A 24,328-nucleotide genomic window follows, 5' to 3' on the forward strand; every position below is an offset into this window, starting at 1 on the left:
GACGAACTCAGGCTTTCTGCAGGGCCTGATTGAGTGCCGCTTCCAGGCGGCTCTTGTAGCGCAGGTAATGCACGCTCTGCATATGCCCCTCGCCGAGCACGGCTGATAGATCCAAGTCGGTGATGTAGCAGGGGTAGCGCGCGCTATCACGGCGTTGCGCGAGGATGTGCTGGGCGACGGCGGCGAACAGGTCACCGGCGTATTCCAATTCAGAAAACTCCCGGTGGTTACAGTACAGCGTGACGTGCGTGCGCTTGTGGCCTGCCATCCCTGGCGACCACTCTGCGGGCCGTCGCTTCGCGACGTCAAAAATCTCTCCCGGAGATTTTTTGCCATCGCCTGGCTCGACAATAGCTTGCACGTCATAAAACGGATGACTGATCGGTGACAGTGGCGGCGCTCGCCGCTCCAAACGCTGCGCGCGTAACGGCGCATCGGGCAGCACTTGGTAATAGAGAATCTCCAGCGGCTGATGTGCTGGCAGGTTATCCAGCGGCAGCAGGGCGTTGCGTCGGTACAGCACGGATTGCAGAAAGCGTTGCAGTGGGGTCAGTAGGCTTTGTTCGTCACGGTACGGCATCTGCTGGCGCCATAGCGCGTTGTGCTCATCGAGCACGCTCAGCTCGGCCGTGGCGCTGGCTTCGTTCAGCCGGTAGAACACTTGGATGCACTGCGGCCTGCCAAGCGGTAGGATCAGCGCCAGGTCTTCACCCTCCAGGGCGCTGCGATCCAGGTGCAAGTCGCTGTAGCCGGGCAGCTCTTCGCCCAAATGTTCGATCAATGTGGGCAGGTCTTTCAGGCTGCTGTGGCTGACGTGGCCGGGCTTCAGTTCGAGTAAGTGATACTGCTGTTTGATTTGCAGCAGGTAGCGGTTGGCCTGTTGGCTGCTGAAGCTGGCAAGGGTTTCGCGGAACAGCTCCTCGACCCGTTCGGCAATCGCTGTGGCGCGGTTGCGGCAGAAGCAGCGCACCTGCAAATTAGGTTTTTGGCCGCTGGCGGGCAGGGCATTGAGGAAGTCGCGCAGGCAATCGAGCAGTGCAGTCGGGCCGTCATAGCGGGTGGCCAGTAACTCATTCCAGCTGTTCAGGGTGATTTGGTCGAGGGTCAGAATCAGGTTCTCACGTACCCCGGAATAGCCCAGTGCGTCGGTGCGCTCGCTGGTCATGTGCATGTTCATCTGGCTGAACTGTTTCAGCGGGTCGATACCGACGTTGATCAGCAGCAGCACCTCTTTGGGCACGCTGGCACTGAGCAGAGCGGCTTCGTCGACCGCGGGCAGCGGCAGCGGTATCACCTGTTGCAGGCTGCTGAGCAGGTTGGACAGCTCATACTCGGTCAGGTCGCTGCTACCAGGGTGCAGTGACAGCCGCGTGCTACTGTCGATCACGCCGTTGCGCTGGCACCAGGCGAGCAGTTCGATCAGCTCACGCGAGCGTTTCAGCGGCGAGAAATCTGCCAGGTCTTGTGCGTTAACGCTGCCGCTGTAGAGCGCCCAAAGGGTTTCATTGGGCTCATCCGGGCTTGGGCTCTGCGCCAGGGTCAGGGTGTCTTCGCCGAGGTCTGGGGCGATGCCGGGGTTGATAAATTCGATCTTGCCGGCCTTGCGCTCGAAGGCGGCATACAGGCGGCGACCGAGAATGCCCAGATCGCGGCTGTTGAGTGAGCTACCCACGTCTGCGTTACGGGCGAATTGCGAGAGAAAGCGGTAGCTGTAGGTCAGCTCATTGACCAACATGCGCCGCTCGGCGCTGACCTGGCGCACCTTCCATTGGCTGCGGCTGTCGAGCATGGCCAGTTGGCGGCTGTCCCAGTTCCAGTCGCCGGTCAGGCGTTCGAGCAGCAGGCGTTGCCAGCTCTTGCGGTTGTGGCGTGGCGGGCGGCTGAGCTTTTTATCGACCTTGAGGTACAGGCAGCGGCGGATCAGCTCTAGGCGTTCATGCTCGCCACGGACCTTGAGGTACTCCTCCAGGCGACGGTAGACGACGATATAGGGGTCGAGCTCGTCGACATCCAGGCGGTTGGCGAATACCGCCTGCTTGAAGCGCAGCGCCAGGCATTCAACCTTGGGGTGCTCGCTGGCGTAGACCTCGGTCAGCAGCAGCTTAAGCACCGACTTATAGGGTGACTCGATGCCCTTGAACAGTTGCCACATGCCCGCGCCGATAAACTCTTCAGGCGGAATGCGCGCCAGGTGGCCGAGGTCGATGACGTCTTCGGCGCGGACAAAACGCTTGGCCAGCAAGGTGTCGGTGTAGTGCTGGTAACGCTGTTCTTCATACACCGGCACCAGCCACCACAGTGGCGTGCGTCCACCGAGCCAGATCGCAGTTCGGTAGAACTCGTCGAGCAGCAGGTAGTGCTGGGTCGTGCCGCAGTCATCCGAGGTCAGTTGCGCTTCGCGCTCGCCCTGAGTGAAGCGCGCGGGGTCGATTAAAAAGAAGTGCGCCTCGGCACCGAAGGTGGCGGCCCAGCTTTCCAGTAGTGCGCATTTCTTCCCCAGCTCAAGCACTTGTTGCGCGCTAAGGTCACTGGCGTGGCACACCCACAGGTCCATGTCGCTTTGCTCAGCCTGGGCCACGGTACCCAGGCTGCCCATCAGAAACAGGCCATGGATCGGCAGGGCCTGCTTGCCGCGATACGGCTTGTAGGCAAATGAGCGGGTCAGGCGCTGCACTTCAGACAGTAGCTCGTCATCCGGCTCGAAGCCGCTAAGACCGGCCGGGGTTAGCGCGGACACATAGCCAGGCAGCAATGGATGGTTGACGTGGAGCAGCAGCGGCAGCAGTTTCAGCACCAGTTGTTGGCGCGTTGATAACGCCTGCATGGCGCGCTGCAGGCGGCCTTGATTCACGTGGAGGAAGCGTGCGCGTAGCTGCGTCAGGACCTTACGATCGATACCCTCTTCAATGTCCGGGCGAATTTCCTGGGTGCGACTCATGCTCATGCTCACTGGGAATCAGGGGCAAGCCTATCAGCTGCTCCCGTACTTGGAACCTGTTGAAACAAGGTGTGTGCCGTCAGGTTGGGGCGCTCAGGCGCAGCACGTGGGCTGGTGGTACGCCTGAGAGCAACTGCTTATCAGTATTGGGCCGTGGGGCGCGATGTGCAGCACAAAGCAGAGGGTCTGCTGCCATATCGCCCGGCGCGTACGTGGCTGAAGTGGCTTATGTCAGTAAGGCGGCTTTGGGTGACAGGATGGTCAGCAGGCCCTGGGTATGTTCGGCCGCATCAATGCCCAGGCTGGTCAGGTAGCCACCGTCTGCCTCGCTGATCAGGCCTTTCTCATGCAGGCGAGTAATCGCCTTCTGGGCTTTGATCGAAGCATTGTTGTGTACTTTGAGCCCTTCCAGGTGGTTGCTCAGGTTATACAAGGCGAGTATTTCCAGTTCGTCGATCAGGTCAGAAGTAAATGCGTTCATGGTGACTCCGTCTTGTTGTCGTGGCTGTCCAGCAGTGTAGTGGTGTGCGCTGCAGCTTGCCGAGCCGGTAACTGCCAGCGCTCAAGAATTTTCTGATAGGTGCCGTCGCTTTTTATCTGCCGCATACCCAGCTCAAAGCGCTGCAGCAGTGCTGGGGCCTCTGGGTGGTGGCGGGAGAAGGTCAGGTAGAGCTGCGGCTGGTGGACGGTGGCCAGGGCGACGAAGTGATTGGCCAGCTGCGGATGTTGCTGGATCAGTGCCTGGGTAGTGCCGCGAAACGCGACCACGTAATCGACACGGTCACGCTGCAGCATGAGAAAACCATTGAGGTCACGGCGCACCGGTACGCGCTGGATGTCCTGGCGGGCGTCAAAATGCGCGCCGTAGGTGTAGCCGATGGTTACCGCCACTCGCTTGCCGGCGAGGTCATCGAGGTTATCCAGCGGTGGAGCGCCGTTGCGCGCCCAGAGCAGGATGTCATCACTGAAGAGCATTTCCTGTGGCAAGAGGAATTGCGCTTCGATGCGAGGATTTGGGGTGGTGTTGAAACACGCCACCAGGCTGCCGGTGCGGGCCAGTTCCATGCAGCGCGGATAAGGGTAAGCGGCGAGTTCGATCGGCGTGTCGCTGCTGGCGAAGGCTGCGCGCACAATGTCTGCTGACATACCCACGATCTGCCCATCACGCCAAGCGGTGTAGGGGTACCAGTCGTCCTCTGCACCAATGCGCGGGAGCTCGGCCGCCGCGATCGCGGGTGGAGTCAGTGAGCAGAGCAAGATGAGCAATATGCCGCTTCGCTCAAGCCAATGCATCATCGGTGCTGCGCCTTGTGGGGTCAGATTGTCCGACAGTAACAACCTGCTAGCCCTTTTGAACAGTGCCCTGGGTCAAGTGCGCTTCAGTTTTGTGCTGGTAACTCGGGCAGGGCACGCAGGCCTTGCTCGTAACGGGCAAGGTCAAAGGCGCGGTCATCACGCAACATCACCTCGATTTCATCGGCCAACACCAGCGCCATCAACTCGATGATTGCCTCACGCTCATAGCCGACCAGGGTCAACTTGTTCAGCACGGCTTGGACGAAGGCTGGCTCGCCGGCTTCGAGTTGGTTCTCAATGGCCTGGGTCAGGGTGTCCTCGGCAAACGCTTCGTCGTCTTGCTCGCTCATTTTCTGCTCCGAAAGGGGGGGGCTAACTCTGGGCAAAGTCCAACAAGGCTTGGCCCGTCAGGCGGTAGGTGGTCCATTCGTCTTGGGGCTTGGCGCCGAAGGACTCATAAAACTCAATAGCGGGGGTGTTCCAGTCCAGTACGGCCCACTCCAAGCGGCCACAACCTTTGCTCACGGCCAGTTGTGCGAGGTGCCGGAGCAATGCCTTGCCTGCGCCGATTTTGCGGTGGTCGGGGCTGACGTACAGGTCTTCGAGGTAGATGCCGTGCTTGCCTAGCCAGGTCGAATAGCTGAAGAAATACACGGCATAGCCAACCGGCACGCCGTTCTGCTCACAAATCAGCGCGTGCGACGTGCTGTCAGGGCCAAACAAACTGGCCTGGATGCCGGCCACATCGGTTTTCACCTCGTGTTCGGCTTTCTCATAGATCGCCAGGTCAGTAATAAAGTCCAGGATCAGGGCCGCGTCTTCGACGGTGGCAGGGCGGATGTGCAGGGCCATGGTGGTGTTCTCAACGGGCAGCGGGTTGTGCTCGTCCAGGAGACAAATGGTGCAGAGCCCTTCTGCCTCCTGGGTGCCTTCGATATAGCGCACACGACGGCTGGCTGAGTTTCGATCAGCGGAGAAGCGAAATCGTGGGCGCTTTATATCGGTCATGGTGGGCTTAGCGCTCAGCCAGCAGGGCTTTGCCACGCACCACGGCTGCGCGCACCTGATTCGGTGCGGTGCCGCCGATATGGTCACGGGCATTCACCGAGCCTTCCAGGGTCAGCACGGCGAACACATCCTGCTCGATCTGGTCGCTGAACTGGCGCAGCTCTTCCAGGCTCATTTCCGCTAGGTCTTTACCGCTGTCGACACCGTATTTCACCGCATGGCCGACGATTTCGTGGCAGTCGCGGAACGGCAGGCCACGGCGTACCAGGTAGTCGGCGAGGTCCGTGGCGGTGGAGAAGCCGCGCAGGGCCGCTTCACGCATGATCGCGTGCTTGGGCTTGATCGCCGGGATCATGTCGGCGAAGGCGCGCAGCGAGTCGCGCAGGGTGTCGGCGGCGTCGAACAGCGGCTCTTTGTCTTCCTGGTTGTCCTTGTTGTAGGCCAGCGGCTGGCCTTTCATCAGGGTCAGCAGGCCGGTCAGTGCGCCGAATACCCGGCCGGTTTTACCGCGTACCAGTTCGGGGACGTCGGGGTTTTTCTTTTGCGGCATGATCGAGCTGCCGGTGCAGAAGCGATCCGGCAGGTCGATAAATTGGAACTGCGCGCTGGTCCACAGCACCAGCTCTTCGGAGAAGCGCGACAGGTGCATCATGGCAATCGAGGCGGCGGCGCAGAATTCGATGGCGAAGTCGCGATCCGACACACCATCCAGCGAGTTGCCGCCGACTGCATCGAACCCCAGCAGTTGCGCGGTGACTTCGCGCTGAATCGGGTAGGTGGTGCCAGCCAGCGCGGCCGAGCCAAGCGGCATACGGTTGGTGCGCTTGCGGCAATCGACCAGGCGCTCGTAGTCGCGGCTGAGCATCTCAAACCAGGCCAGCAGGTGATGGCCGAAGGTTACTGGCTGCGCAGTTTGCAAGTGGGTGAAGCCCGGCATGATGGTTTCCGCCTCACGCTCGGCCTGTTCCAGCAGACCCTGCTGCAGGCGGGTGATTTCGCCGAGGATCAGGTCGATTTCGTCGCGCAGCCACAGGCGAATATCGGTAGCGACCTGGTCGTTGCGGCTACGCCCGGTGTGCAGCTTCTTGCCGGTGACGCCAATGCGATCGGTCAGGCGCGCTTCGATGTTCATGTGCACGTCTTCCAGGTCGACGCGCCAGTCGAACTGACCGGCCTCGATTTCGCCCTGGATCTGCGTCAGGCCTTCGATGATGCTGTCGCGCTCAGCGTCTGTCAGAACGCCGACCTTGGCCAGCATGGTGGCGTGGGCGATGGAGCCCATAATGTCGTGGCGATAGAGGCGCTTGTCGAATTCGACGGATGCGGTAAAACGGGCAACAAAGGCGTCGACGGGCTCGCTGAAGCGGCCGCCCCAGGATTGGTTGGTTTTTTCAGTGCTCATGGGCTTCGCTCGCTGGTGCGCTAAAACGGGCTGGCCGCACGTGGCGGCCGGCAAGACGGAAAAGTGTGCCGATAATAACAGGCTGGCCGGCAAATTCGCCGCGTCGCGTTATCCGCTGCTGCAGCGGGGCGCGGGACGGGTAATGTTGCGCCGTTCACAGTTTTATTGTGGTGGGCGCATTTCGGTGCTTTATTTCGCCCGGCCGTAGCGGTCTATCTTGCTGCTGGGGCGGCTCACGCGGAAACTGCGGCGATGAAAATAAAAAAACCGTTATCAAAAAAGCAGCCTCCCCTGGTCGATGACTTCTTCGTTCCTGAACTGTGCGAGCCGGAAGCGTTGCTGAGCATGGTGTTGTTGGCGGAGTTGCTGGTGCTGGTGCTGGTGCTCGCTGAACCGATGTTGCCGGGTTTTGACTGGGTGCGTCTGGCCCTGACTTCGCTCTTTGTGCAGTGGATCGTGCTGCTCTCGGCCGCCGTGTTGTGCCGCCTGCGCCCGTTAATGGCGCGTATGCCCGCGGCCACGGCCGGCGCCTTGTGCTGCGCCATTGTGGTCGCGCTGACATTAGGCTGTACCGCCGTCGCCGATTATTACGAACTGGGCGGGCCGTTGCCGCGGATTGGCGAGGTCAACCTGTACCTGCGGCATGCATTGATCAGCTTGATCATGTCGGCGCTGCTGCTGCGTTACTTCTATCTGCAAAGCCAATGGCGTAAGCAGGAACAGGCCGAGCTGCGTGCGCGCATCGAGTCACTGCAGGCGCGCATCCGTCCACACTTTTTGTTCAACAGCCTAAACAGCATTGCCAGTTTGGTGGTTGTTGACCCATACAAGGCTGAGCAGGCCGTGCTGGATCTCTCCGATCTGTTCCGCGCCAGTTTGGCCAAGCCCGGCAACTTGGTGCCCTGGCGCGAAGAACTGGAGCTGGCGCAACGATATTTGTCGATTGAGCGCTATCGGCTCGGCGAGCGTCTACAGTTGCAATGGGAGGTGGCCGGCGTGCCGGACGATTTGCCGATTCCACAATTGACGTTGCAACCCTTATTGGAAAACGCCTTGATCTACGGCATTGCGCCGCGTATCGAAGGCGGCTTGGTGCGGGTTGAGGCGAGTTATCACGAGGGGGTATTCCAACTGTGCGTGAGCAATCCATACGAACAACTCGGCGAGCAACCGCCATCGAACGGCACGCATCAGGCGCTGAGCAATATTGATGCGCGCCTGGTGGCACTTTTCGGCCCGCGGGCCAGTCTTAGCGTAGAGCGCCGTGACGGCCGCCATTTCACCTGTCTACGCTATCCTTGTGTGAGACCCAAGCAGGAAGCCCGTGCATTATGAATGTCCTGATTGTCGATGATGAACCCCTGGCCCGTGAGCGCCTAAGCCGTATGGTGGGCGAGCTCGATGGCTATCGTGTGCTTGAACCCTCAGCCAGCAACGGTGAGGAGGCCCTGAGCCTGATCGACAGCCTGAAACCGGATGTGGTGCTTTTGGATATCCGCATGCCTGGCATGGATGGGCTGCAGGTGGCCGCCAAACTGTGTGAGCGCGAGGCGCCGCCGGCGGTGATTTTTTGTACGGCTCATGACGAGTTTGCCTTGGAAGCTTTCCAGGTCAGTGCGGTGGGCTATCTGGTCAAACCGGTGCGGGCGGAAAGCCTCAGTGAAGCGCTGAAGAAAGCCGAACGCCCGAACCGCGTGCAACTGGCCGCGTTGACTCGTCCAGCGGGGGACAGTGGCGGTGGCCCGCGCAGCCACATCAGTGCGCGTACGCGCAAAGGAATTGAGCTGATCCCGCTGGATCAGGTGATCTATTTTATTGCTGATCACAAATACGTGACCCTGCGCCACGTCGGCGGTGAAGTGCTGCTGGATGAGCCCCTAAAGGCGCTGGAAGATGAATTTGGTGATCGCTTCGTGCGTATTCACCGCAATGCGTTGGTGGCCCGCGAGCGCATCGAGCGGCTACAGCGCACGCCACTCGGGCATTTCCAGCTGTTTCTCAAAGGCATGGACGAAGAAGCACTGATTGTCAGCCGCCGGCATGTGGCTGGGGTACGCAAGTTGATGCACAACCTTTAGCGTTTGGTTGGATCTGCGGCACCCCGGCGATCCGACCGTAGAGGCGAAGGGGCATTGACTGTCCGGTTGCAGGCCTGATGTGGGCCAGCCTGTTATTATCCCCGGCAGTTCGTTTTCTGGAATTGCTCATGTCTCGCGAAATTCGCATCGCCACCCGTAAAAGTGCCCTGGCCCTGTGGCAGGCTGAACACGTCAAAGCGCGTCTCGAACAGGCGCATCCTGGCCTCAAGGTCAGCCTGGTACCAATGGTCAGCCGTGGCGACAAACTGCTCGATGCGCCGCTGGCGAAGATTGGCGGCAAGGGTCTGTTTGTCAAAGAGCTAGAAACCGCGTTGCTGGAGAATCAGGCTGACATCGCTGTGCATTCGATGAAGGATGTACCGATGGATTTCCCTGAAGGCCTGGGCTTGTACTGCATCTGCGAGCGCGAAGATCCGCGTGACGCCTTCGTTTCAAACACCTACGCAAGCCTCGATGCCTTGCCTTCCGGTAGCGTGGTCGGCACTTCCAGTCTTCGCCGTCAGGCCCAGCTGCTGGCGCGCCGGCCGGATCTGAAAATCCAGTTCCTGCGTGGCAACGTCAACACCCGCCTGGCCAAGCTGGATGCCGGCGACTACGACGCGATCATCCTCGCCGCAGCGGGTCTGATCCGTCTGGGCTTCGAAAGCCGCATTCGCGCCTCGATCAGCGCCGAAGACAGCCTGCCGGCTGGCGGCCAGGGGGCTGTGGGGATTGAGTGCCGCAGCGCCGACAGCGAAATCCATGCCCTGCTGGCGCCCCTGCATCACCGCGACACCGCGGTGCGGGTAACGGCCGAGCGCGCGCTAAACAAACACCTGAATGGTGGCTGCCAGGTGCCGATCGCCTGTTATGCGCTGCTTGAAGGTGAGCAGCTGTGGTTGCGCGGTTTGGTCGGCCAGCCGGATGGTTCGCAACTGCTGCGCGCCGAGCAGCGCGCCAGTAGTGCCGATGCCGAAAAACTCGGCGTTGCGGTGGCTGAAGCCCTGTTGGCGCAGGGTGCAGCGGCCATCCTGCAAGCTGTGTACGGTGAGGCCGCAGCCGAGTGAAAGGGTGGCGTTTGCTGCTAACGCGGCCGACTCAGGAGTCGGCCGCACTCGCTGCAACCTTGGCCCAGCAGGGTATTTACAGCAGCAGTTTGCCGTTGCTGGCGATCGAGGCGCTGGGCGAGTGTGCCGAACTACGCGCCACCCTTATGGGGCTGAGCCGCTACTGCGCGGTGATCGTAGTGAGTAAGCCCGCAGCGCGTTTGGGGCTCGAACTATTGCAGCGCTACCAAGTGGCAACACCTGTCACCCAGCCTTGGTTCAGTGTTGGTGCTGCTACGTCGCAGCTCCTTCAGGAGCATGGCCTGCAGGTGCATTATCCCGATCAGGGCGATGACAGTGAGGCGCTGCTGGCGTTGCCGGCATTTCAGCATGCTCTGGCGGCGGCCACTGATCCACGGGTGCTGATCCTGCGTGGTGAAGGTGGTCGAGAGTACATGGCCGAGCGGTTGCGCGGCCAAGGCGTGCAGGTGGACTGTCTCGCCCTGTATCGGCGGGTGCTGCCGGAATACCCGCCGGCGGCGCTGGCCAAGCAGGTTGAAACCGAACACTTGAACGCCCTGATGGTCAGCAGTGGGCAGGGCTTTGTGCATTTGCGCGAGTTGGCTGCCGAGGCGTGGGCTGAGCTGGCCCTGCTACCCTTATTTGTACCCAGCCCGCGCGTCGCCGAAATGGCCCGTGCGGCAGGTGCGCAATTTGTTGTGGATTGCCGTGGCGCGAGTGCCGCGGCGTTGCTGGCGGCGTTGCAAGCGCAACCTACCCCTGATCTCTGACGCAAAGGATGGATACGTGAGCGAAGCAACTACTCCGAAAGATCAAGCCCCGAACGAGCAAGCGCAGACGCCGGTGGATGCCGCCACGGACATACCGCTCACGCCTGCACCCGGCGCGAATAAATCGGCCGCACGTGGTAATGGCCTGGCGCTGCTGGCATTACTGATTGCGGCGGCAGGTGCCGGCGCTGGGGGCTGGGGGCTGTGGCAGCTACACGGGATGGAGGCACGCGAGCAGCAACAGCTGAGCCAGTTGCAGGATGGGCGTAATGAAGCGCTGAGCGCGGCGCAGAGCCTGACGCAGGTTGGCCGGACGCTGGAGGCGCGTATCGACCAGCTGCCCAGCGTTGATGAGTTGGAGTCGCGTCGTCGCCTGCTGACGCAGCTGCAAGGGGAGCAGCAGTTACTTAACCAGCGTCTGGAGACAGTGCTGGGAGCCAGCCGGCAAGACTGGCGCTTGGCTGAAGCCGAGCACCTGCTGCGCCTGGCCAGCCTGCGACTGTCTGCGTTGCAGGACATAAGCAGTGCCACCGCGCTGGTGCAGGCCGCCGATGAAATCCTCCGTGAACAAAATGATCCTGCTGCGTTTGCTGCTCGTGAGCAGTTGGCCAAGAGCCTGCAAGCGCTACGTTCGACCCTCAACCCTGACCGTACCGGGTTGTTCCTCCAGCTCGGCGCGTTGCGTGAGCAGGTAGCACAACTCAATGCCCAGGCTCCGGTGTTTAGTGGCGAAGGTGGTGTGCTCAGTGAATTGGCGAGCGAGGGTGCTGCTGAGCCGCAATGGTGGCAGCGCGCCTTGCAGACCTTGGCGGAATATTTCCGCATCGACTTCAATGCCGATCGCAATATTCGCCCGATGTTGGCCGGCCAGAGCCTGACTCAGGTGCGCCTGGCACTCAGCCTGGCGCTGGAGCAGGCGCAATGGGGCGCGTTGCATGGCCAGAGCGACGTCTATCGACAGGCGTTGCAGCAGGCGCGCGAGGTGTTGGATGCGCACTTTGATCTGGATAACCCGAACCGTCGTGCCTTACGCGCGCGCATCGATGAATTGGCTGAGCAGCCGATTGCGGTAACACCACCGGACTTGGCGCCAACGCTGAATGCCGTGCAGGCATACATTCAGGCCAAGCAGGCCGCACGTCTGCAGCAGCCCAGCGAGACTAAGCCAGCGGCCAGTGCCGCAGAGGCTGCCGAGGCTTCATCGCAGGAGGCGCTGCAATGAAGCGTATCTACTGGTTGCTGTTGATCTTGGCGGTTGTCGCCGCCGTCGCCAGTCTGGTGTTGTTCGGTCTGCCGTTGGCCGAGCACAAGGGCTATGTGCTGATTGCCTTTCAGGGCTTCCGCTATGAGTCCAGTCTGTGGGCATTTGTAGCGTTGGTGTTGGTGGTTTGGCTATTGGTTTACCTGGTACGCCTGAGCCTGAGATTGCTGGTCACGTCTGGCGGTTTGCTCAACCCCTGGTCCTCTTTGCACAATCGTCGCCGCGCGCGTGTGGCATCGCAGCAGGGCTTTCTTGACCTGGCTGAAGGCCGTTGGGCTCGCGCGCTACGTCACCTGAAACAGGCGGCAGACCATTCGCCGCAGCCATTGAGTTATTACCTGGGGGCGGCGCGTGCCGCGCACCAGCTGGGTCAATACGCAGACAGTGACGACCTGCTGGAACAGGCCCTCAACCGTCAGCCGCAAGCGGAGCTGGCGATTGCCTTGCAGCATGCTGAGCTGCAACTGGCGCGCGGCCAGACTGCTGAGGCGCTGGAGACCTTGCAGGTCATGCGCTCGCGCCACCCGCACCACCACCTCGTGCTGCGTCAGCTGCAGCAGCTTTATCTGCAGTCTGAAGATTGGTCGGCCCTGCTTGGCCTGTTGCCGGATCTGCGTAAAGAAAAAATACTCGGCAATGCCGAACTGAGTGAGCTGGAACGCCAGGCTTGGCGCGGGCGCTTGTTGCAGGCGGGGCAGCAGGAAGAAGGTGACGCGCAAGCGGCTCTAGCGGTGTTGCAACAGGCCTGGCAAGCCATGCCGGCAGCACAGCATAAGCAACCCGAGCTGGTGGCAGTGTATGCCGAGCAACTGCGCCAATTGGGCGCCGAAGCTGAGGCGGAAGAGCTGCTGCGGCATTTCCTCAAACAGCATTACGACACGGCCCTGGTGCGCCTTTACGGCTTGTTGCGTGGATCGGATCTTGGGCGCCAGTTGCAGGCGGCCGAAGGCTGGTTGAAGCAGCACCCAGACGATGCTGGCTTGCTGTTGACGTTGGGGCGACTATGCCTGCACAGCCAACTGTGGGGTAAGGCCCAGGATTACCTGGAAAGCAGCCTGACCTTCCAGCGTCATCCGGAAACCTGCACCGAACTGGCCCGTCTGCAAGCGCAGTTGGGTGACCTGGCGCGCAGTAACAGCCTGTATCAGGAAGGTTTGAGTTTGCTCGATTCACGGTTGTGCACGCCGGCTTTACCGGTAACCACCTGAACTAAGCGTTTTGTGAGGTGCTTATGCGAGCCTTGTTGATGGGATGCCTGGCGTTGTTGCTGCTCGGTTGCGCGGGGCCCCAGGTCAGCGACTATGCCCGTGAGCAGCCCAGCCTGGAGCTGAGTGATTACTTCAACGGTGAGTTGCAGGCCTGGGGCATGTTTCAGAACCGTTCCGGCGAGGTGGTCAAACGCTTCCATGTGGCCATGACTGGCACCTGGAACGGCGATGTGGGTGTGCTCGACGAGCGCTTCACCTACAGCGATGGCAGCACCGAACGGCGCGTCTGGACCCTAAAAAAACAGGCTGACGGCAGTTGGCGTGGCACGGCCGATGATGTGGTGGGCGAGGCTATCGGTCACGTTGCAGGCAATGCCCTAAATTGGCGTTACCAGCTACGCCTGAAGGTCGATGACTCGACCTATGTCGTTGATTTTGATGATTGGATGTACCTGATGGACGGTCAAGTCATGCTTAACCGGGCGCGTATGTCCAAGTGGGGCATTGATCTTGGCCAGGTTACCCTGAGCTTTTATAAGCCTGCGCTGGTTGAGGGCACTCAGTAATTACCGGTTAAACGCTTGTATGAAATTATCTCCGGAGCTGCCTTGAAGGCTTAGGCCTGCGGGAATAGTCTGGCTGCAGCACTGCCGGAAAGTTGCCGCTTCACGGCTGTCTTCCCCGACCCTGCTCGAACTGACAAAAAACTGTCTCGGCGCAGGCGAACAACACTAATAGCAATAGGGAAGTAGAGGTCATCATGCTCGAGAGTTGTCAGAACGCCCAAGAACGCTGGGGTGGAGTTCACCTGCTGATTGACCGCTGGCTGCAAGAGCGCAAGGAACTGGTGGAGGCATACGCCGCCATCGACGGTTCAGCGCAAGCGTCAGCCGCTAAGACGCTGCTGAGTTTCTGCGAAATCCTGGTCGACTATGTGTCGGCGGGTCACTTCGAGGTCTATGAGCAACTGACCAGCGAAGCCAAAGCATTTGGTGATCAGCGCGGGCTTGAGTTAGCCAAGCAAATCTACCCGCGTATTGAGGTGATTACCGAAGTGGCGCTGGCGTTCAATGATCGCTGCGACACGGGCGACTGTGCTGACTCGGCATCGCTGCTTGATGAGCTGAAACGCCTGGGTCAGCTTCTGCATGAGCGTTTCGAGTTGGAGGACTGCCTGATTGAAGTCCTGCACAACGCCCATCAGGAACAGGCCGCGCCAGCGCTCTGATTCGCTACTCCTTGGTGTCGAGCAATTCCAGTTCGAACACCAGGGGTGCGTAGGGAGGGATCAGATCCCCTGCACCCTCTTCGCCATACGCCTGGGCCGAGGGAATCACCAAACGCCACTGCGCACCTACCGGCATCTCCTGCACGGCGCTGCGCCATCCGGCGATTACGCTATCCAAGCGAAACCACTGCGCAGTCTGGCTTTCGTCAAATTGGCTGCCATCGGCCAGAAAACCGATATAGCGCACGTGAATACGGTCTTTCGGGCCAGGTTTGCGACCGCTGCCGGCGCGCAGTTCCTGCATCAGCACACCATCCTGCAGTACGCGCACGCCCGCTTTGGCTTTCTCCTTGGCGAGAAAACGCTGCTCGGCGGCTTTAGCTTTTTCGATGCGTTCCGGCGCTTCGCTCAGGTGCGCTTCATGTTCAGCCAACAGGCTTTCGATGCGCTTGGCGTCCAGTGCCAGCGGCTCGTAGTGGTAGGCCTGGCGCAGCCCATCGAGCAGGGCCTGCAGCTGTAAATCAGGCACTTCATCGCGCAGCCGCTCGCCGAGCCTGACTCCCAGGCTGTAGGCGAGATCATGGTTATGATTATCTGCTTGAGCCCAGGGTGCGAGCAGGCAGATCAGAAGCAGGGTAAAGCGTGACATGGCGGTTCTCCGGCCGAAGGTGCGCCGATTATGCCTGCCAAGTGCGCCACCTCAATGCACGAGGTGGCAAGGCAGGTGAGAGGAGGTCTAGTATGACGTCATCTCATCCGCCAGGAGGCGCGTCATGTCGGCTAAAAAGAACGCAAAGAAGAATTCAGTGAGTACCCCCCTGCACTTGTTGCAGCAGCTTTCCAGTAGCCTGCTTGAGCATCTTGAGGACGCTTGTACGCGTGCCTTGGTTGATGCTGAGAAGTTGCTCGCCAAGCTGGAAAAGCAGCGCGGCAAAGCTCAGGAAAAACTGCATAAAGCGCGCAGCAAAATGCAGGACGCGGCCGTTGCCGGTAAAGCCAAGGCCCAGGCCAAAGCAAAAGACGCGGTGTCTGAGTTGGAGCAACTGCTCGATACCTTGAAAGACCGTCAAAGCGAAACCCGCAGCTATATCGCAGGGCTTAAGCGTGACGCTCAGGAAAGCCTGAAACTGGCTCAGGGCGTCGGTAAGGTCAAAGAAGCCGCGAACAAGGCGCTGGATAGTCGCACTGCCAAGGCCGCGATGGTCGAGCCTGCAGCCAAGCCCGTAGCCCGCAAAGCCCCGGCAAAAGCGCCCGCCAGCACAGCATCCGCCAAACCCGCCCGCAAGCCTGCGGCAAGCACGGCCAAGGCCCCGGCGAAGCCAGCGGCTAAAGCCCCTGTGGCAGCAAAGCCTGTGGCGAAAGCGCCGGCCAAGCCAGTGGCCGCTAAGGCGCCCGCTAAACCAGCCGCTCAACCAGCCGCTCAACCAGCCGCCAAGGCACCGGCCAAAGCACCCGCCGCAGCCAAGCCAGCGGCAAAGCCGCCAGTCAAGACGCCGGCAGCTACTAGCCGTGCCAAGCCAGCCGCTAGCAGAACAACGGCCGCTAAACCTGCCGTTAAAAAAGCTCCAGCCGCTAAGCCCGCCAGTAAGCCGGCCGCCAAGCCAGTGGCTGCCAAGGTCGAAGCGCCTGTTACAGCCGCTGACAGCTCCGCGTCTGGCGCCGTTTAGTCCGTGAGTTGAGCCGCCGCGGTGCGTAGCCTGTGCAGCGCATCGTGGTCGGCCGCATCACCCGCCAGGCGTTCCAGCCATTCTGCGGGCGCTATTGCGGCGTCGTTTAGCCAGTTCTGAATCTGCGCTGACAGACGTTCCAGCAACTCTTGCTCAGCCTCTAACTCAAGCCGTTTCACCTGTTCGCGCAGGTGCGCCAGGGGCTTATCGCGTTGGGCTTGTTCGCGCCAGGCTTGCCGTACCTGTCGCAGGGGTTCGATTACCTGCTGCTGCCAAGGCTGCGCAAGGCCATGCAGGGCATCGATGCGTGCTTGGTTGCAGGTCACCTGATGGCGTTCCAGCCAGGCGGCGCACAGCAGCAGGCAAACGTCAGCCCCTTGCGCTTGTAATTGCAGGCAGGCGGCTTCGACGCCGGGGCGTTGATAGAGTGCTTCGGCGAATCGCCACAGATCAGTGGACATGGTGCTTTCCGGATTTCTCAAGGGGGACTCTGGTAGACTCCGCCGCCATTATGATCCGACTCCAGAACCTGACTTTACAGCGTGGCCCTCAGCGTTTGCTAGAAGACGCCGAGATGACCCTGCACCCCGGCCACAAAGCCGGCCTGATCGGCGCCAACGGTGCCGGCAAATCCAGCCTGTTTGCCCTGTTTCGTGGCGAGCTGAGTGCGGACGCGGGCGACTGCCTGATTCCCGCCGATTGGCGAGTGGCCCACATGCGCCAGGAGATCGACGCGGTCGAGCGCCAGGCGGTGGACTACGTGCTCGATGGTGACGTGCAGTTGCGGCGGGTGCAGGCCGAATTGGCCGTCGCCGAAGCCGCGCATGACGGCGCTGCGGTGGCGCGCTTGCACATCGAGCTGGACACCCTCGACGGTTACACCGCCGATGCCCGTGCGCGCAAACTGCTCGCCGGCCTGGGTTTCGACAGCGCGCAGATGGACCGCCGCGTCGGCGATTTCTCCGGCGGTTGGCGTATGCGCCTGAATCTTGCGCAGGCGCTGATGTGCCCGTCCGACCTGCTGCTGCTCGACGAGCCGACCAACCACCTCGATCTGGATGCGATTCTCTGGCTGGAAAGCTGGCTGAAGGGCTATCCCGGCACCTTGCTGTTGATTTCTCACGACCGTGATTTCCTCGATGCCGTGGTCGATCACGTCGCTCACCTCGATCAGCAGAAGCTGACCCTGTATCGCGGTGGCTATTCGGCCTTCGAGCGCACCCGTGCCGAGCGTCTGGCGCAGCAGCAGCAGGCCTACGAGAAGCAGCAGGCACAGCGCGCGCACATGGAAAAGTATATTGCGCGCTTCAAGGCCCAGGCCACCAAGGCGCGCCAGGCGCAGAGCCGAATCAAGGCGCTGGAACGTATGGAGGAGTTGTCGGCCGCGCATGTCGACTCGCCCTTTGATTTCAGCTTCCGCGAGGCGGACAAGATTTCCAGCCCGCTGCTGAGCCTTAGCGAAGGCCGCCTCGGTTATGGCGACAAGGTGGTACTGGAAAAGGTCAAACTGAGCTTGGTTCCCGGCGCGCGCTTGGGCCTGCTCGGGCCGAACGGCGCGGGTAAGTCGACCCTGATCAAAAACCTGTCGAATGAGCTGCAGCCGATCAGCGGTCACCTGCAACGCGGCGAGAACTTGGTCGTCGGCTATTTTGCCCAGCACCAGCTCGATGCCCTGGATGACAAGGCCAGCCCGCTGCTGCATTTTCAGCGCCTGGCACCGACCGAGCGTGAACAGACCCTGCGCGACTTCCTCGGTGGTTTCGACTTCCGTGGCCCACGTTGCGACGAGCCGGTGCTGAATTTCTCCGGCGGCGAGAAAGCCCGTCTGGCCTTGGCGCTGATTGCCTGGGGCAAGCCCAACCTGCTGCTGCTCGATGAACCGACCAACCACCTCGACCTGGAAATGCGCCTGGCGCTGACCATGGCGCTGCAGGAATTCAGTGGCGCCGTAGTGGTGGTGTCCCACGACCGGCACTTGCTGAAAAGCACCACCGATGAGTTCCTGTTGGTCGCCGATGGTCAGGTGCAGCCGTTTGACGGTGACCTGGAAGACTACGCGCGTTGGCTGGTGGATTACCGCACGCGGCAGGCACCGAGCAGCAGCGGCGAGAGCAACCCGGATAAAGCCGACAAGCGCGTGCAGCGTCAGGCAGCGGCCGCGCTGCGTCAGCAACTGGCGCCGCACAAACGTGAAGCCGACAAGCTGGAGAAAGAGCTGGGCCAGCTGCATGAAAAGCTGGCTGCCGTGGAAGCCCGTTTGGCTGATAGCGAGATCTACGAAGCTGCGCAGAAGGACGCATTGCGTGATGCCCTGGCTGAGCAGGCTAAGCTGAAAAGCCGCGAAGCCGATCTGGAGGAGCGTTGGATGTCTGCACTGGAAACCCTCGAAGCCTTGCAGGCTGAGCTGGAAGCGGCCAGTTGAACATCACCCTGCCTACCCTTGAATGGCTGATGACCTGGCGCGAACCGCTGGTCAGAACCGGCCAGGTGATCTTGATCCTGCTGCTGGCCTGGGTGTTTCAGCGCATCTTCACTCGCGGCATCACCCGTCTCGGCAACCGTTATCCGCAGCTACCGGCCGAGCTACTGATGCCGTTGCGCGGTTTGCTGCGCTGGTTGATTCTCGGCAGTGCCTTTATGTTGGTGCTGGAGCGTTTGGGCGTTTCCGCTCAGGTGCTGTGGACGGCCCTCACCGGGTTTGCCGCCGTGGCGGCGATTGCCTTTTTCGCCATCTGGAGCGTGTTGTCCAACATGTTCTGCGCGCTGCTGATTTTCGCCATGGGGCCGTTCCGTCTGGGCGATTGTGTCGAGGTGCTGGAAAGTGCCGACAAGCCCGGCGTGCGTGGGCGCGTGGTAGCGATCAACCTGTTCTATACCACCCTGGAAGACCTCAGCGGTGATGCGCCCGGCGCCTGGGTGCAGATTCCCAATAGCCTGTTTTTCCAAAAAGCCGTGCGCCGCTGGCGTAATGGTCAACTCCCCCCTGAGCGTACCTCCGAGATCTGATTCCTATGGAATGGCTGAGCAACCCTGAAATCTGGGTCGCGTTTCTGACCCTGACTGCCCTGGAAATTGTCCTGGGCATCGACAACATCATCTTTATCTCGATTCTGGTCAGCCGCCTGCCCAAGCATCAGCAACCCAAGGCGCGCTTCTTCGGCCTGGCGTTAGCCATGGGCACGCGAATTCTGCTGCTGTTGTCGATCAGCTGGGTGATGCGCCTGACGGCCGACCTGTTCCATGTGTTCGATCAAGGCTTCTCCGGGCGTGATCTGATCCTGCTCTTTGGTGGCCTGTTCCTGTTGTGGAAGAGCACTGCCGAGATCTTCCACAGCCTGGAAGGCGAAGAAGAAGCTCAGGCCGTCGGCGGCAAGACCTATGGCTTTATGGGCATCATCGTGCAGATCGCTATCATCGACATCGTGTTCTCTCTGGATTCGGTGATTACTGCAGTCGGCCTGGTCGACAACGTGCCCGTCATGGTCGCGGCCATCATCATCTCGGTGATCGTGATGATGCTCTCGGCAGGCACCATCAGCGACTTTATCGACAAGCACCCGAGCCTGAAAATACTCGCCCTGTCGTTCCTCATCGTGGTCGGTACTGTGCTGGTTGCCGAAGCCTTCGGCGTGCATGTGCCTAAGGGTTATGTGTACTTCGCCATGGCCTTCTCGCTGGCGGTGGAAGCCGTCAATATCCGCATGCGTGTGGCCCGTGCCCGCGCGCGCAAGGAAGAAGGGTTGGATCCAGTGCAGCTGCGTAAAGGTTCGCCGGACTGATTCACTGGCTGGGCGAGTTACACAACAAGGGGTAGGCTGCATGGCTTACCCCTTTTTTATTGTTCTGTTTGAGGTGTGTGCGATGGTATTGGAAACCTGGCTTGCGTTCTTTGTTGCCTGTTGGATCATCAGCCTGTCGCCAGGCGCCGGGGCGATTGCTTCGATGTCGGCCGGTTTGCAGTATGGCTTCTGGCGGGGCTACTGGAATGCTCTAGGTTTGCAGCTGGGCTTGGCGTTGCAGATTGCCATTGTGGCGGCTGGGGTCGGGGCGGTCTTGGCAGCGTCGGAGTTAGCCTTCAGCCTGATCAAGTGGTTTGGCGTGGCGTACCTGGTGTACCTCGGCTATCGCCAGTGGCAGGCCTTGCCCAGTGATATGATGGCGCAAACCGAGCGTCCCATCGGGCGGCCGCTGAGCTTGGTGTTGCGCGGTTTTCTGGTCAATTTCGGCAACCCCAAGGCGATCGTTTTCATACTCGCGGTGTTGCCGCAGTTCATCAATCCACAGGCGCCGTTGTTGATCCAGTACCTGCTGATAGGCGTGACCATGATCTGCGTTGATCTGATCGTTATGGCCGGCTACACCGGCCTGGCGGCACGGGTGTTGCGTGCGCTGCGTTCGCCACGCCAACAGCAACTGATGAACCGCACCTTCGGCGCGCTGTTTATTGGTGCGGCGGCCTTGCTGGCCAGTGTGCGCCGCGCGCCGATCTGATCTAAGCGGGTTGAGTTACCAAGGAATCGGCTGGCCGTCCCAGCCCCAGAACGTGCCGGTTTGCTCGGGGCCGTGCCGTTCAACCTGCGCCAGCAGGCATTCGGCGGCATAGCTTGGGGTGAACAGTTGGTCGGCCGGCACATTGGCCTGAAAGGGTTTCGACAGCTCAGTGTCGGTGGTGCCGGGGTGCAGGCTGAGTACGCAGCTGTTGGGATTGAGGCGGCTGAGCTCAATGCTCGCAGTGTGTAGCAACTGGTTGAGTGCCGCTTTGCTGGCGCGGTAGCTGTACCAGCCGCCTAGGCGGTTGTCGCCAATTGAGCCAACCCGTGCCGACAGCGCCGCGACCGTGCACGGGTGCTTGCCGCGTAACAACGGCAGCAGGTGCTTGAGCAGCAAGATCGGCGCGAAGCTGTTGCGCGCAAAGGTGGTTAGCAGCCCCTCAAGGTTGAGTTGGGCCAGGCCCTTTTCGGCTTTGGCGGCGCCGTCCTGTAGCACTCCGACCGTGCACAGCAGCAGGTGCAGGCGCGGTATTGCTGCGCGCAGCTGTGTGGCCAATTCACTTAGAGCCTGTTCATCGCATACATCGACATCCAGGCAGTGCAGGCGCGTGCCATGTTCTAGGGCCAGTGCCTGCAGTTCGGCAGCTTGGCTGGCCTGGCGGGCAACCGCCCAAACACCGGCTATCTCTGCGCGGGCCAGTAGCTGCGTGGTCAGTGCCAAGCCGATACCACGGCTGGCACCACAGACCAGTGCATAGGCCGGTTCGTCGAGGCGTTGCGAAAAACTCATCGGAGCACTCCTGCGTGATTGCGACAATCCGTCGCGGATCTAGGTCGATCAGAGGTTGAGGAAAGCCAGTGCGAGGATGACAATGGTATTGTCATTCATTCGTATTTGGATCCTATCCTCTATGACTTCCGTATTGCGTTTCTGCAGCTGGTTGCTGATGCCCGTGTTGGCACTGTGTAGCCTGGCTGTTATGGCCGAGCCTATTGAGGGCGCGGCGCAAGCTTTGCATTTGTTGGGTTACCTAGGGGCTGACTACCCAGCCACCGTGGCCAATGGGCAAGTTGTCGACTCCGGCGAATACCGCGAGCAGCTTGAGTTTCTTACTGTACTGCAAGGCTTGATCGTTGCGCTGCCGGCGCGTGACGAGCAGGCCGAGCTGCAGCAGGGCGTGGCTAGCCTGCGTACGGGTATCGAACAGCGTGTCGAGGGCAACCTGGTCGCCCTGAAGGCCCGTGAGCTAGCCGCGACGCTGGCTACGGCCTATGGCGTCAGCCAGGCTCCGGCCATCACGCCCGACCCCAGCCGTGGCGCGCCGTTGTTCGCCCAGCACTGTAGCGTTTGCCATGGTGCTAGCGGTGCCGGCGATGGGCCGGCCGGCCTTGGTTTGGAGCCGCCACCGTCTAACCTGCGCGACCTGACGCGGCTGGACCGGTTAAGCCTGTATGACCTGTACAACACCGTCGGTCTGGGTATCGACGGCACCGATATGGCGGCCTTTGCTGATCAGCTGGATGAACGCCAGCGTTGGGACCTGGCCAGTTACATCGCCGGGTTCAGCGCCACGTCAGCTGATCAGGGCGAGCCGTTCAGCCTGACTGCGTTGTCGGGTATGACCCCTGCCGAAGTCGGCGCTGAGCAAGGTGAGGCAGCTGCTGCACGGTTCCGCGCTCAACGTGCGCAGCCGCCGGCGCAACAACGCGGCCCGCAGCAGTTGATTGGGCATACCCAGGCGATGCTCGAACGCAGCCTGAACGCCTACCGCGACGGCGATCACGAGCAGGCCTATGACCTTTCTGTCGCCGCTTATCTGGAAGGCTTCGAGCTGGTCGAGGGGGCGTTGAACAACCTCGATCCGGCGCAGCGCAAAACCACCGAGCGCGCCCTGATGGCCTATCGGCAGGCGCTGCAAGACGGTTTGTCGGTGCCTCAGGCCGCGCAACGTCTGGAGCAGGCCAAAGCCGAGCTGGCGACCTCCGCGGCGTTGCTCAACAGCGATGGTTTGTCGGGTTCGCTGAGTTTCTTCTCCAGCTTGCTGATCCTGCTGCGCGAGGGGTTGGAGGCGATTCTGGTGTTGGCGGCGATTCTCGCCTTCCTGCGCAACACCGGGCAGCAGCAGGCGGTGCGCAGTGTGCACGTCGGTTGGGGCCTGGCTCTGTTGGCCGGGGTGGCCACTTGGGCGCTGGCGGCGTACCTGATAGATGTCAGTGGCGCTCAGCGCGAGGTGCTTGAGGGCGTTACCGCACTGTTTGCCAGTGTCATGGTGCTCTGGCTGGGCGTGTGGATGCATGATCGCCGGCATGCCGCGGCGTGGCAGGATTACATCAAGAGCAGCCTGGTCGGCGGTGGTGGCCGTTTCGGCTTTGCCGTACTGGCGTTCTTCTCGGTGTACCGCGAGCTGTTTGAGGTCATCTTGTTCTACGAAACCCTCTGGCTACAGGCAGGCCCGCAAGGCCATGGCATGGTCCTGGCCGGTGCTGCTGCCGCTCTGGCGCTGCTGCTTGGCCTGGCTTGGGTGATCCTGCGCGGTTCACGCAAGTTGCCGCTGGCGACCTTCTTCGGCGCTAACGCGGTGCTGTTGTGCGTGCTCTCGGTGGTGTTTGCCGGCCATGGTGTGGCGGCTTTGCAAGAGGCCGGCGTGCTGAACACGCACCCCGTGGCCTTCTTCGAGTTCGACTGGTTGGGTATTCATGCGGATGCTTACGGTCTTGCCGCCCAGGCTGTCGCATTGGCGGCCATTGCGCTGTTTTATGGGCGTAGCTGGTTGGGCGAGCAGCGTCGGCTAGCAGTCTAAGCGCCAGGCTGTTGCCGGCATGGCTTACCATGTCGGCTTGCCTGCAAAGAGTAATGTGCCATGCGCGTGTGGATTGATGCCGATGCCTGCCCCAAAGCGGCCAAGGATCAGGTGGTGAAGTTCGCCCTGAAGCGCCGCTTCGAGGTGTTATTGGTAGCCGGTCAGGCTCAGGTTAAGCCGGCCTACAGCTGCGTGCGGCTGATCGTGGTACCCAGTGGCCCGGATGCCGCCGATGATTACCTGGTGGAACATGCCGTGCCCGGTGAGTTGGTGATTTGCAGCGATGTGCCGTTGGCCGATCGCCTGGTGAAAAAGGGCGTGGCGGTGCTGGACCCACGCGGCCGTGAGTTTGATGAGCGCAACATGGGCGACAAGCTGGCGGTGCGTAACCTGTTCACCGAGCTGCGTGAGGCGGGCCAGGTCAGTGGCGGGCAGCCGCCTTATGGCGAGCGCGACAAGCAGGCCTTTGCCAACTCACTGGATCGTATCCTCACCCGCTTGAGCCGTTAGCGCATCCTGCGTGCTGCTGTGGGAGGCGCTTTAGCGGCGAGCCTTGGCGTCTCATCGCGGCTAAAGCCTCTCCCACATCGCTGCTTTCTGAGCCGACCTGGACTATCCGCACAGATACGTGCCGGTGCCGACTGCCACCAGGGTGCCGTCATCGCTGTGCAATTCGCTGCGCACCACCGCGACCTTGTTGCCGCTGCGTAGCAGCACGGCGGTGGCGGTAAAGCGCTGGCCGCGCCCGGGGCGCAGGTAATCGATACGCAGGTCGATGGTGCCGAGTTTCGACAGCCGCGCCATGCGCTCGGCGCTGGACAGGTGCTGGTGTTTGTCGAAGGCGCCGATCAGCGCCATGGCGCCGCCCGCGACATCCAGCAAAGAAGAAATCACCCCACCATGCAGAATGCCGTGGACGAAGTTGCCGATCAGCTCGGGCTTCATCGGCAGGTGCATGGTAACGCGCTGGCTGCTTAGTTCATCCAGCTCGATGCCGAGCATCTGGTTGAAGGGAATACGCTGGAAGAACTGACTGACCGCTTGTTGCAGCTCGGTGTTCAGCTCGAAAGGTGGGTTGCTCATGGAGATCGTGCCTGGACGAAGGGACAATCAA

At 61.2% G+C, this 24,328-nt stretch carries 24 protein-coding genes and 1 pseudogene; 15 read left to right on the forward strand and 10 right to left on the reverse strand.

Features of this window, described 5'->3' with window-relative positions:
• Positions 1-7 precede the first annotated feature (7 nt).
• The 6 genes from N1078_RS10945 to argH form a co-directional block, all read right to left on the reverse strand.
• Positions 8-2,938 carry a class I adenylate cyclase gene (locus N1078_RS10945; RefSeq protein WP_274088209.1) on the reverse strand — a complete coding sequence of 977 codons (2,931 nt, stop codon included), beginning with the start codon at positions 2,936-2,938 and terminating at the stop codon, positions 8-10.
• Positions 2,939-3,164: 226 nt separating this feature from the next.
• Complete coding sequence (locus N1078_RS10950; RefSeq protein WP_274088210.1) at positions 3,165-3,419, reverse strand: TIGR02647 family protein; 255 nt, start codon at positions 3,417-3,419, stop codon at positions 3,165-3,167.
• Entirely contained in the window at positions 3,416-4,234 is an 819-nt protein-coding gene (locus N1078_RS10955; protein WP_274088211.1) for a substrate-binding periplasmic protein, read from the reverse strand. Before N1078_RS10955 ends, N1078_RS10950 begins: the two co-directional genes overlap by 4 nt.
• 83 nt (positions 4,235-4,317) lie before the next feature.
• The gene (locus tag N1078_RS10960; protein WP_274088212.1) at positions 4,318-4,584 is read right to left on the reverse strand and encodes a hypothetical protein; all 267 of its coding nucleotides are present in this window, start codon (positions 4,582-4,584) and stop codon (positions 4,318-4,320) included.
• A 22-nt stretch (positions 4,585-4,606) separates the two neighbouring features.
• A complete protein-coding gene (locus N1078_RS10965) occupies positions 4,607-5,086 on the reverse strand; it encodes a GNAT family N-acetyltransferase (protein ID WP_274088276.1) in 480 nt (159 codons plus the stop codon).
• A 163-nt stretch (positions 5,087-5,249) separates the two neighbouring features.
• On the reverse strand, positions 5,250-6,644 hold the full coding sequence (gene argH / locus N1078_RS10970; protein ID WP_274088213.1) for an argininosuccinate lyase: 1,395 nt from the start codon (positions 6,642-6,644) through the stop codon (positions 5,250-5,252).
• A gap of 252 nt (positions 6,645-6,896) precedes the next feature.
• Here argH and N1078_RS10975 point away from each other — a divergent pair, with 252 nt between their 5' ends.
• The 8 genes from N1078_RS10975 (at position 6,897) to rsd (ending at position 14,256) form a co-directional block, all read left to right on the forward strand.
• On the forward strand, positions 6,897-7,979 hold the full coding sequence (locus tag N1078_RS10975) for a sensor histidine kinase (protein WP_274088214.1): 1,083 nt from the start codon (positions 6,897-6,899) through the stop codon (positions 7,977-7,979).
• A complete protein-coding gene (locus N1078_RS10980) occupies positions 7,976-8,722 on the forward strand; it encodes a LytR/AlgR family response regulator transcription factor (RefSeq protein ID WP_274088215.1) in 747 nt (248 codons plus the stop codon). Before N1078_RS10975 ends, N1078_RS10980 begins: the two co-directional genes overlap by 4 nt.
• Positions 8,723-8,850: 128 nt before the next feature.
• The gene (gene hemC / locus N1078_RS10985) at positions 8,851-9,789 is read left to right on the forward strand and encodes a hydroxymethylbilane synthase (RefSeq protein ID WP_274088216.1); all 939 of its coding nucleotides are present in this window, start codon (positions 8,851-8,853) and stop codon (positions 9,787-9,789) included.
• Positions 9,786-10,559 carry a uroporphyrinogen-III synthase gene (locus N1078_RS10990; protein WP_274088217.1) on the forward strand — a complete coding sequence of 258 codons (774 nt, stop codon included), beginning with the start codon at positions 9,786-9,788 and terminating at the stop codon, positions 10,557-10,559. The genes hemC and N1078_RS10990 overlap by 4 nt, the downstream gene beginning before the upstream one ends.
• A gap of 16 nt (positions 10,560-10,575) precedes the next feature.
• A complete protein-coding gene (locus N1078_RS10995; RefSeq protein WP_443218109.1) occupies positions 10,576-11,781 on the forward strand; it encodes a uroporphyrinogen-III C-methyltransferase in 1,206 nt (401 codons plus the stop codon).
• Positions 11,778-13,028: a heme biosynthesis HemY N-terminal domain-containing protein gene (locus N1078_RS11000; protein ID WP_274088218.1), complete on the forward strand. Its 1,251-nt coding sequence runs from the start codon at positions 11,778-11,780 to the stop codon at positions 13,026-13,028. The genes N1078_RS10995 and N1078_RS11000 overlap by 4 nt, the downstream gene beginning before the upstream one ends.
• 23 nt (positions 13,029-13,051) lie before the next feature.
• Positions 13,052-13,594: a DUF3833 domain-containing protein gene (locus N1078_RS11005; protein ID WP_274088219.1), complete on the forward strand. Its 543-nt coding sequence runs from the start codon at positions 13,052-13,054 to the stop codon at positions 13,592-13,594.
• Between the two features lie 194 nt (positions 13,595-13,788).
• Entirely contained in the window at positions 13,789-14,256 is a 468-nt protein-coding gene (gene rsd, locus N1078_RS11010) for a sigma D regulator (RefSeq protein WP_274088220.1), read from the forward strand.
• A 4-nt stretch (positions 14,257-14,260) separates the two neighbouring features.
• Here rsd and N1078_RS11015 read toward each other — a convergent pair whose 3' ends face one another.
• Positions 14,261-14,905, reverse strand: coding sequence for an FKBP-type peptidyl-prolyl cis-trans isomerase (locus N1078_RS11015; protein ID WP_274088221.1), 645 nt, complete (start codon positions 14,903-14,905; stop codon positions 14,261-14,263).
• 124 nt (positions 14,906-15,029) lie between these two features.
• Here N1078_RS11015 and N1078_RS11020 point away from each other — a divergent pair.
• A pseudogene (locus tag N1078_RS11020) lies at positions 15,030-15,917 on the forward strand (AlgP family protein); the annotation flags it as partial.
• Between the two features lie 2 nt (positions 15,918-15,919).
• On the opposite strand, the gene N1078_RS11025 reads toward N1078_RS11020, so the two are convergent.
• Positions 15,920-16,384: a TIGR02444 family protein gene (locus N1078_RS11025; RefSeq protein WP_274088223.1), complete on the reverse strand. Its 465-nt coding sequence runs from the start codon at positions 16,382-16,384 to the stop codon at positions 15,920-15,922.
• Positions 16,385-16,434: 50 nt separating this feature from the next.
• On the opposite strand from N1078_RS11025, the gene N1078_RS11030 reads away from it, so the two are divergent.
• From N1078_RS11030 to rhtB, 4 genes are all read left to right on the forward strand, one after another.
• Entirely contained in the window at positions 16,435-18,345 is a 1,911-nt protein-coding gene (locus tag N1078_RS11030; protein ID WP_274088224.1) for an ATP-binding cassette domain-containing protein, read from the forward strand.
• A gap of 29 nt (positions 18,346-18,374) precedes the next feature.
• Entirely contained in the window at positions 18,375-18,929 is a 555-nt protein-coding gene (locus tag N1078_RS11035) for a mechanosensitive ion channel domain-containing protein (protein WP_411912016.1), read from the forward strand.
• A 5-nt stretch (positions 18,930-18,934) separates the two neighbouring features.
• Positions 18,935-19,702, forward strand: a complete 768-nt coding sequence (locus tag N1078_RS11040; RefSeq protein WP_274088225.1) for a TerC family protein — start codon at positions 18,935-18,937, stop codon at positions 19,700-19,702.
• Positions 19,703-19,784: 82 nt separating this feature from the next.
• Positions 19,785-20,414 (forward strand): homoserine/homoserine lactone efflux protein, encoded by a 630-nt coding sequence (rhtB, locus tag N1078_RS11045; protein WP_274088279.1) that lies wholly within the window; start codon positions 19,785-19,787, stop codon positions 20,412-20,414.
• Between the two features lie 15 nt (positions 20,415-20,429).
• Here the strand turns inward: rhtB and N1078_RS11050 are convergent, their stop codons facing one another.
• Complete coding sequence (locus N1078_RS11050) at positions 20,430-21,203, reverse strand: SDR family NAD(P)-dependent oxidoreductase (RefSeq protein ID WP_274088226.1); 774 nt, start codon at positions 21,201-21,203, stop codon at positions 20,430-20,432.
• 121 nt (positions 21,204-21,324) lie between these two features.
• On the opposite strand from N1078_RS11050, the gene N1078_RS11055 reads away from it, so the two are divergent.
• Together N1078_RS11055 and N1078_RS11060 are read left to right on the forward strand one after the other, a co-directional pair.
• Complete coding sequence (locus tag N1078_RS11055) at positions 21,325-23,214, forward strand: cytochrome c/FTR1 family iron permease (protein ID WP_274088227.1); 1,890 nt, start codon at positions 21,325-21,327, stop codon at positions 23,212-23,214.
• Positions 23,215-23,274: 60 nt separating this feature from the next.
• Positions 23,275-23,724, forward strand: a complete 450-nt coding sequence (locus N1078_RS11060) for a YaiI/YqxD family protein (protein ID WP_274088228.1) — start codon at positions 23,275-23,277, stop codon at positions 23,722-23,724.
• 102 nt (positions 23,725-23,826) lie between these two features.
• Here the strand turns inward: N1078_RS11060 and N1078_RS11065 are convergent, their stop codons facing one another.
• On the reverse strand, positions 23,827-24,297 hold the full coding sequence (locus tag N1078_RS11065) for a thioesterase family protein (protein ID WP_274088229.1): 471 nt from the start codon (positions 24,295-24,297) through the stop codon (positions 23,827-23,829).
• Positions 24,298-24,328 lie beyond the last annotated feature (31 nt).

Source organism: Pseudomonas sp. MIL19 (assembly GCF_028680365.1).
Lineage (GTDB): Bacteria > Pseudomonadota > Gammaproteobacteria > Pseudomonadales > Pseudomonadaceae > Aquipseudomonas > Aquipseudomonas spirodelae.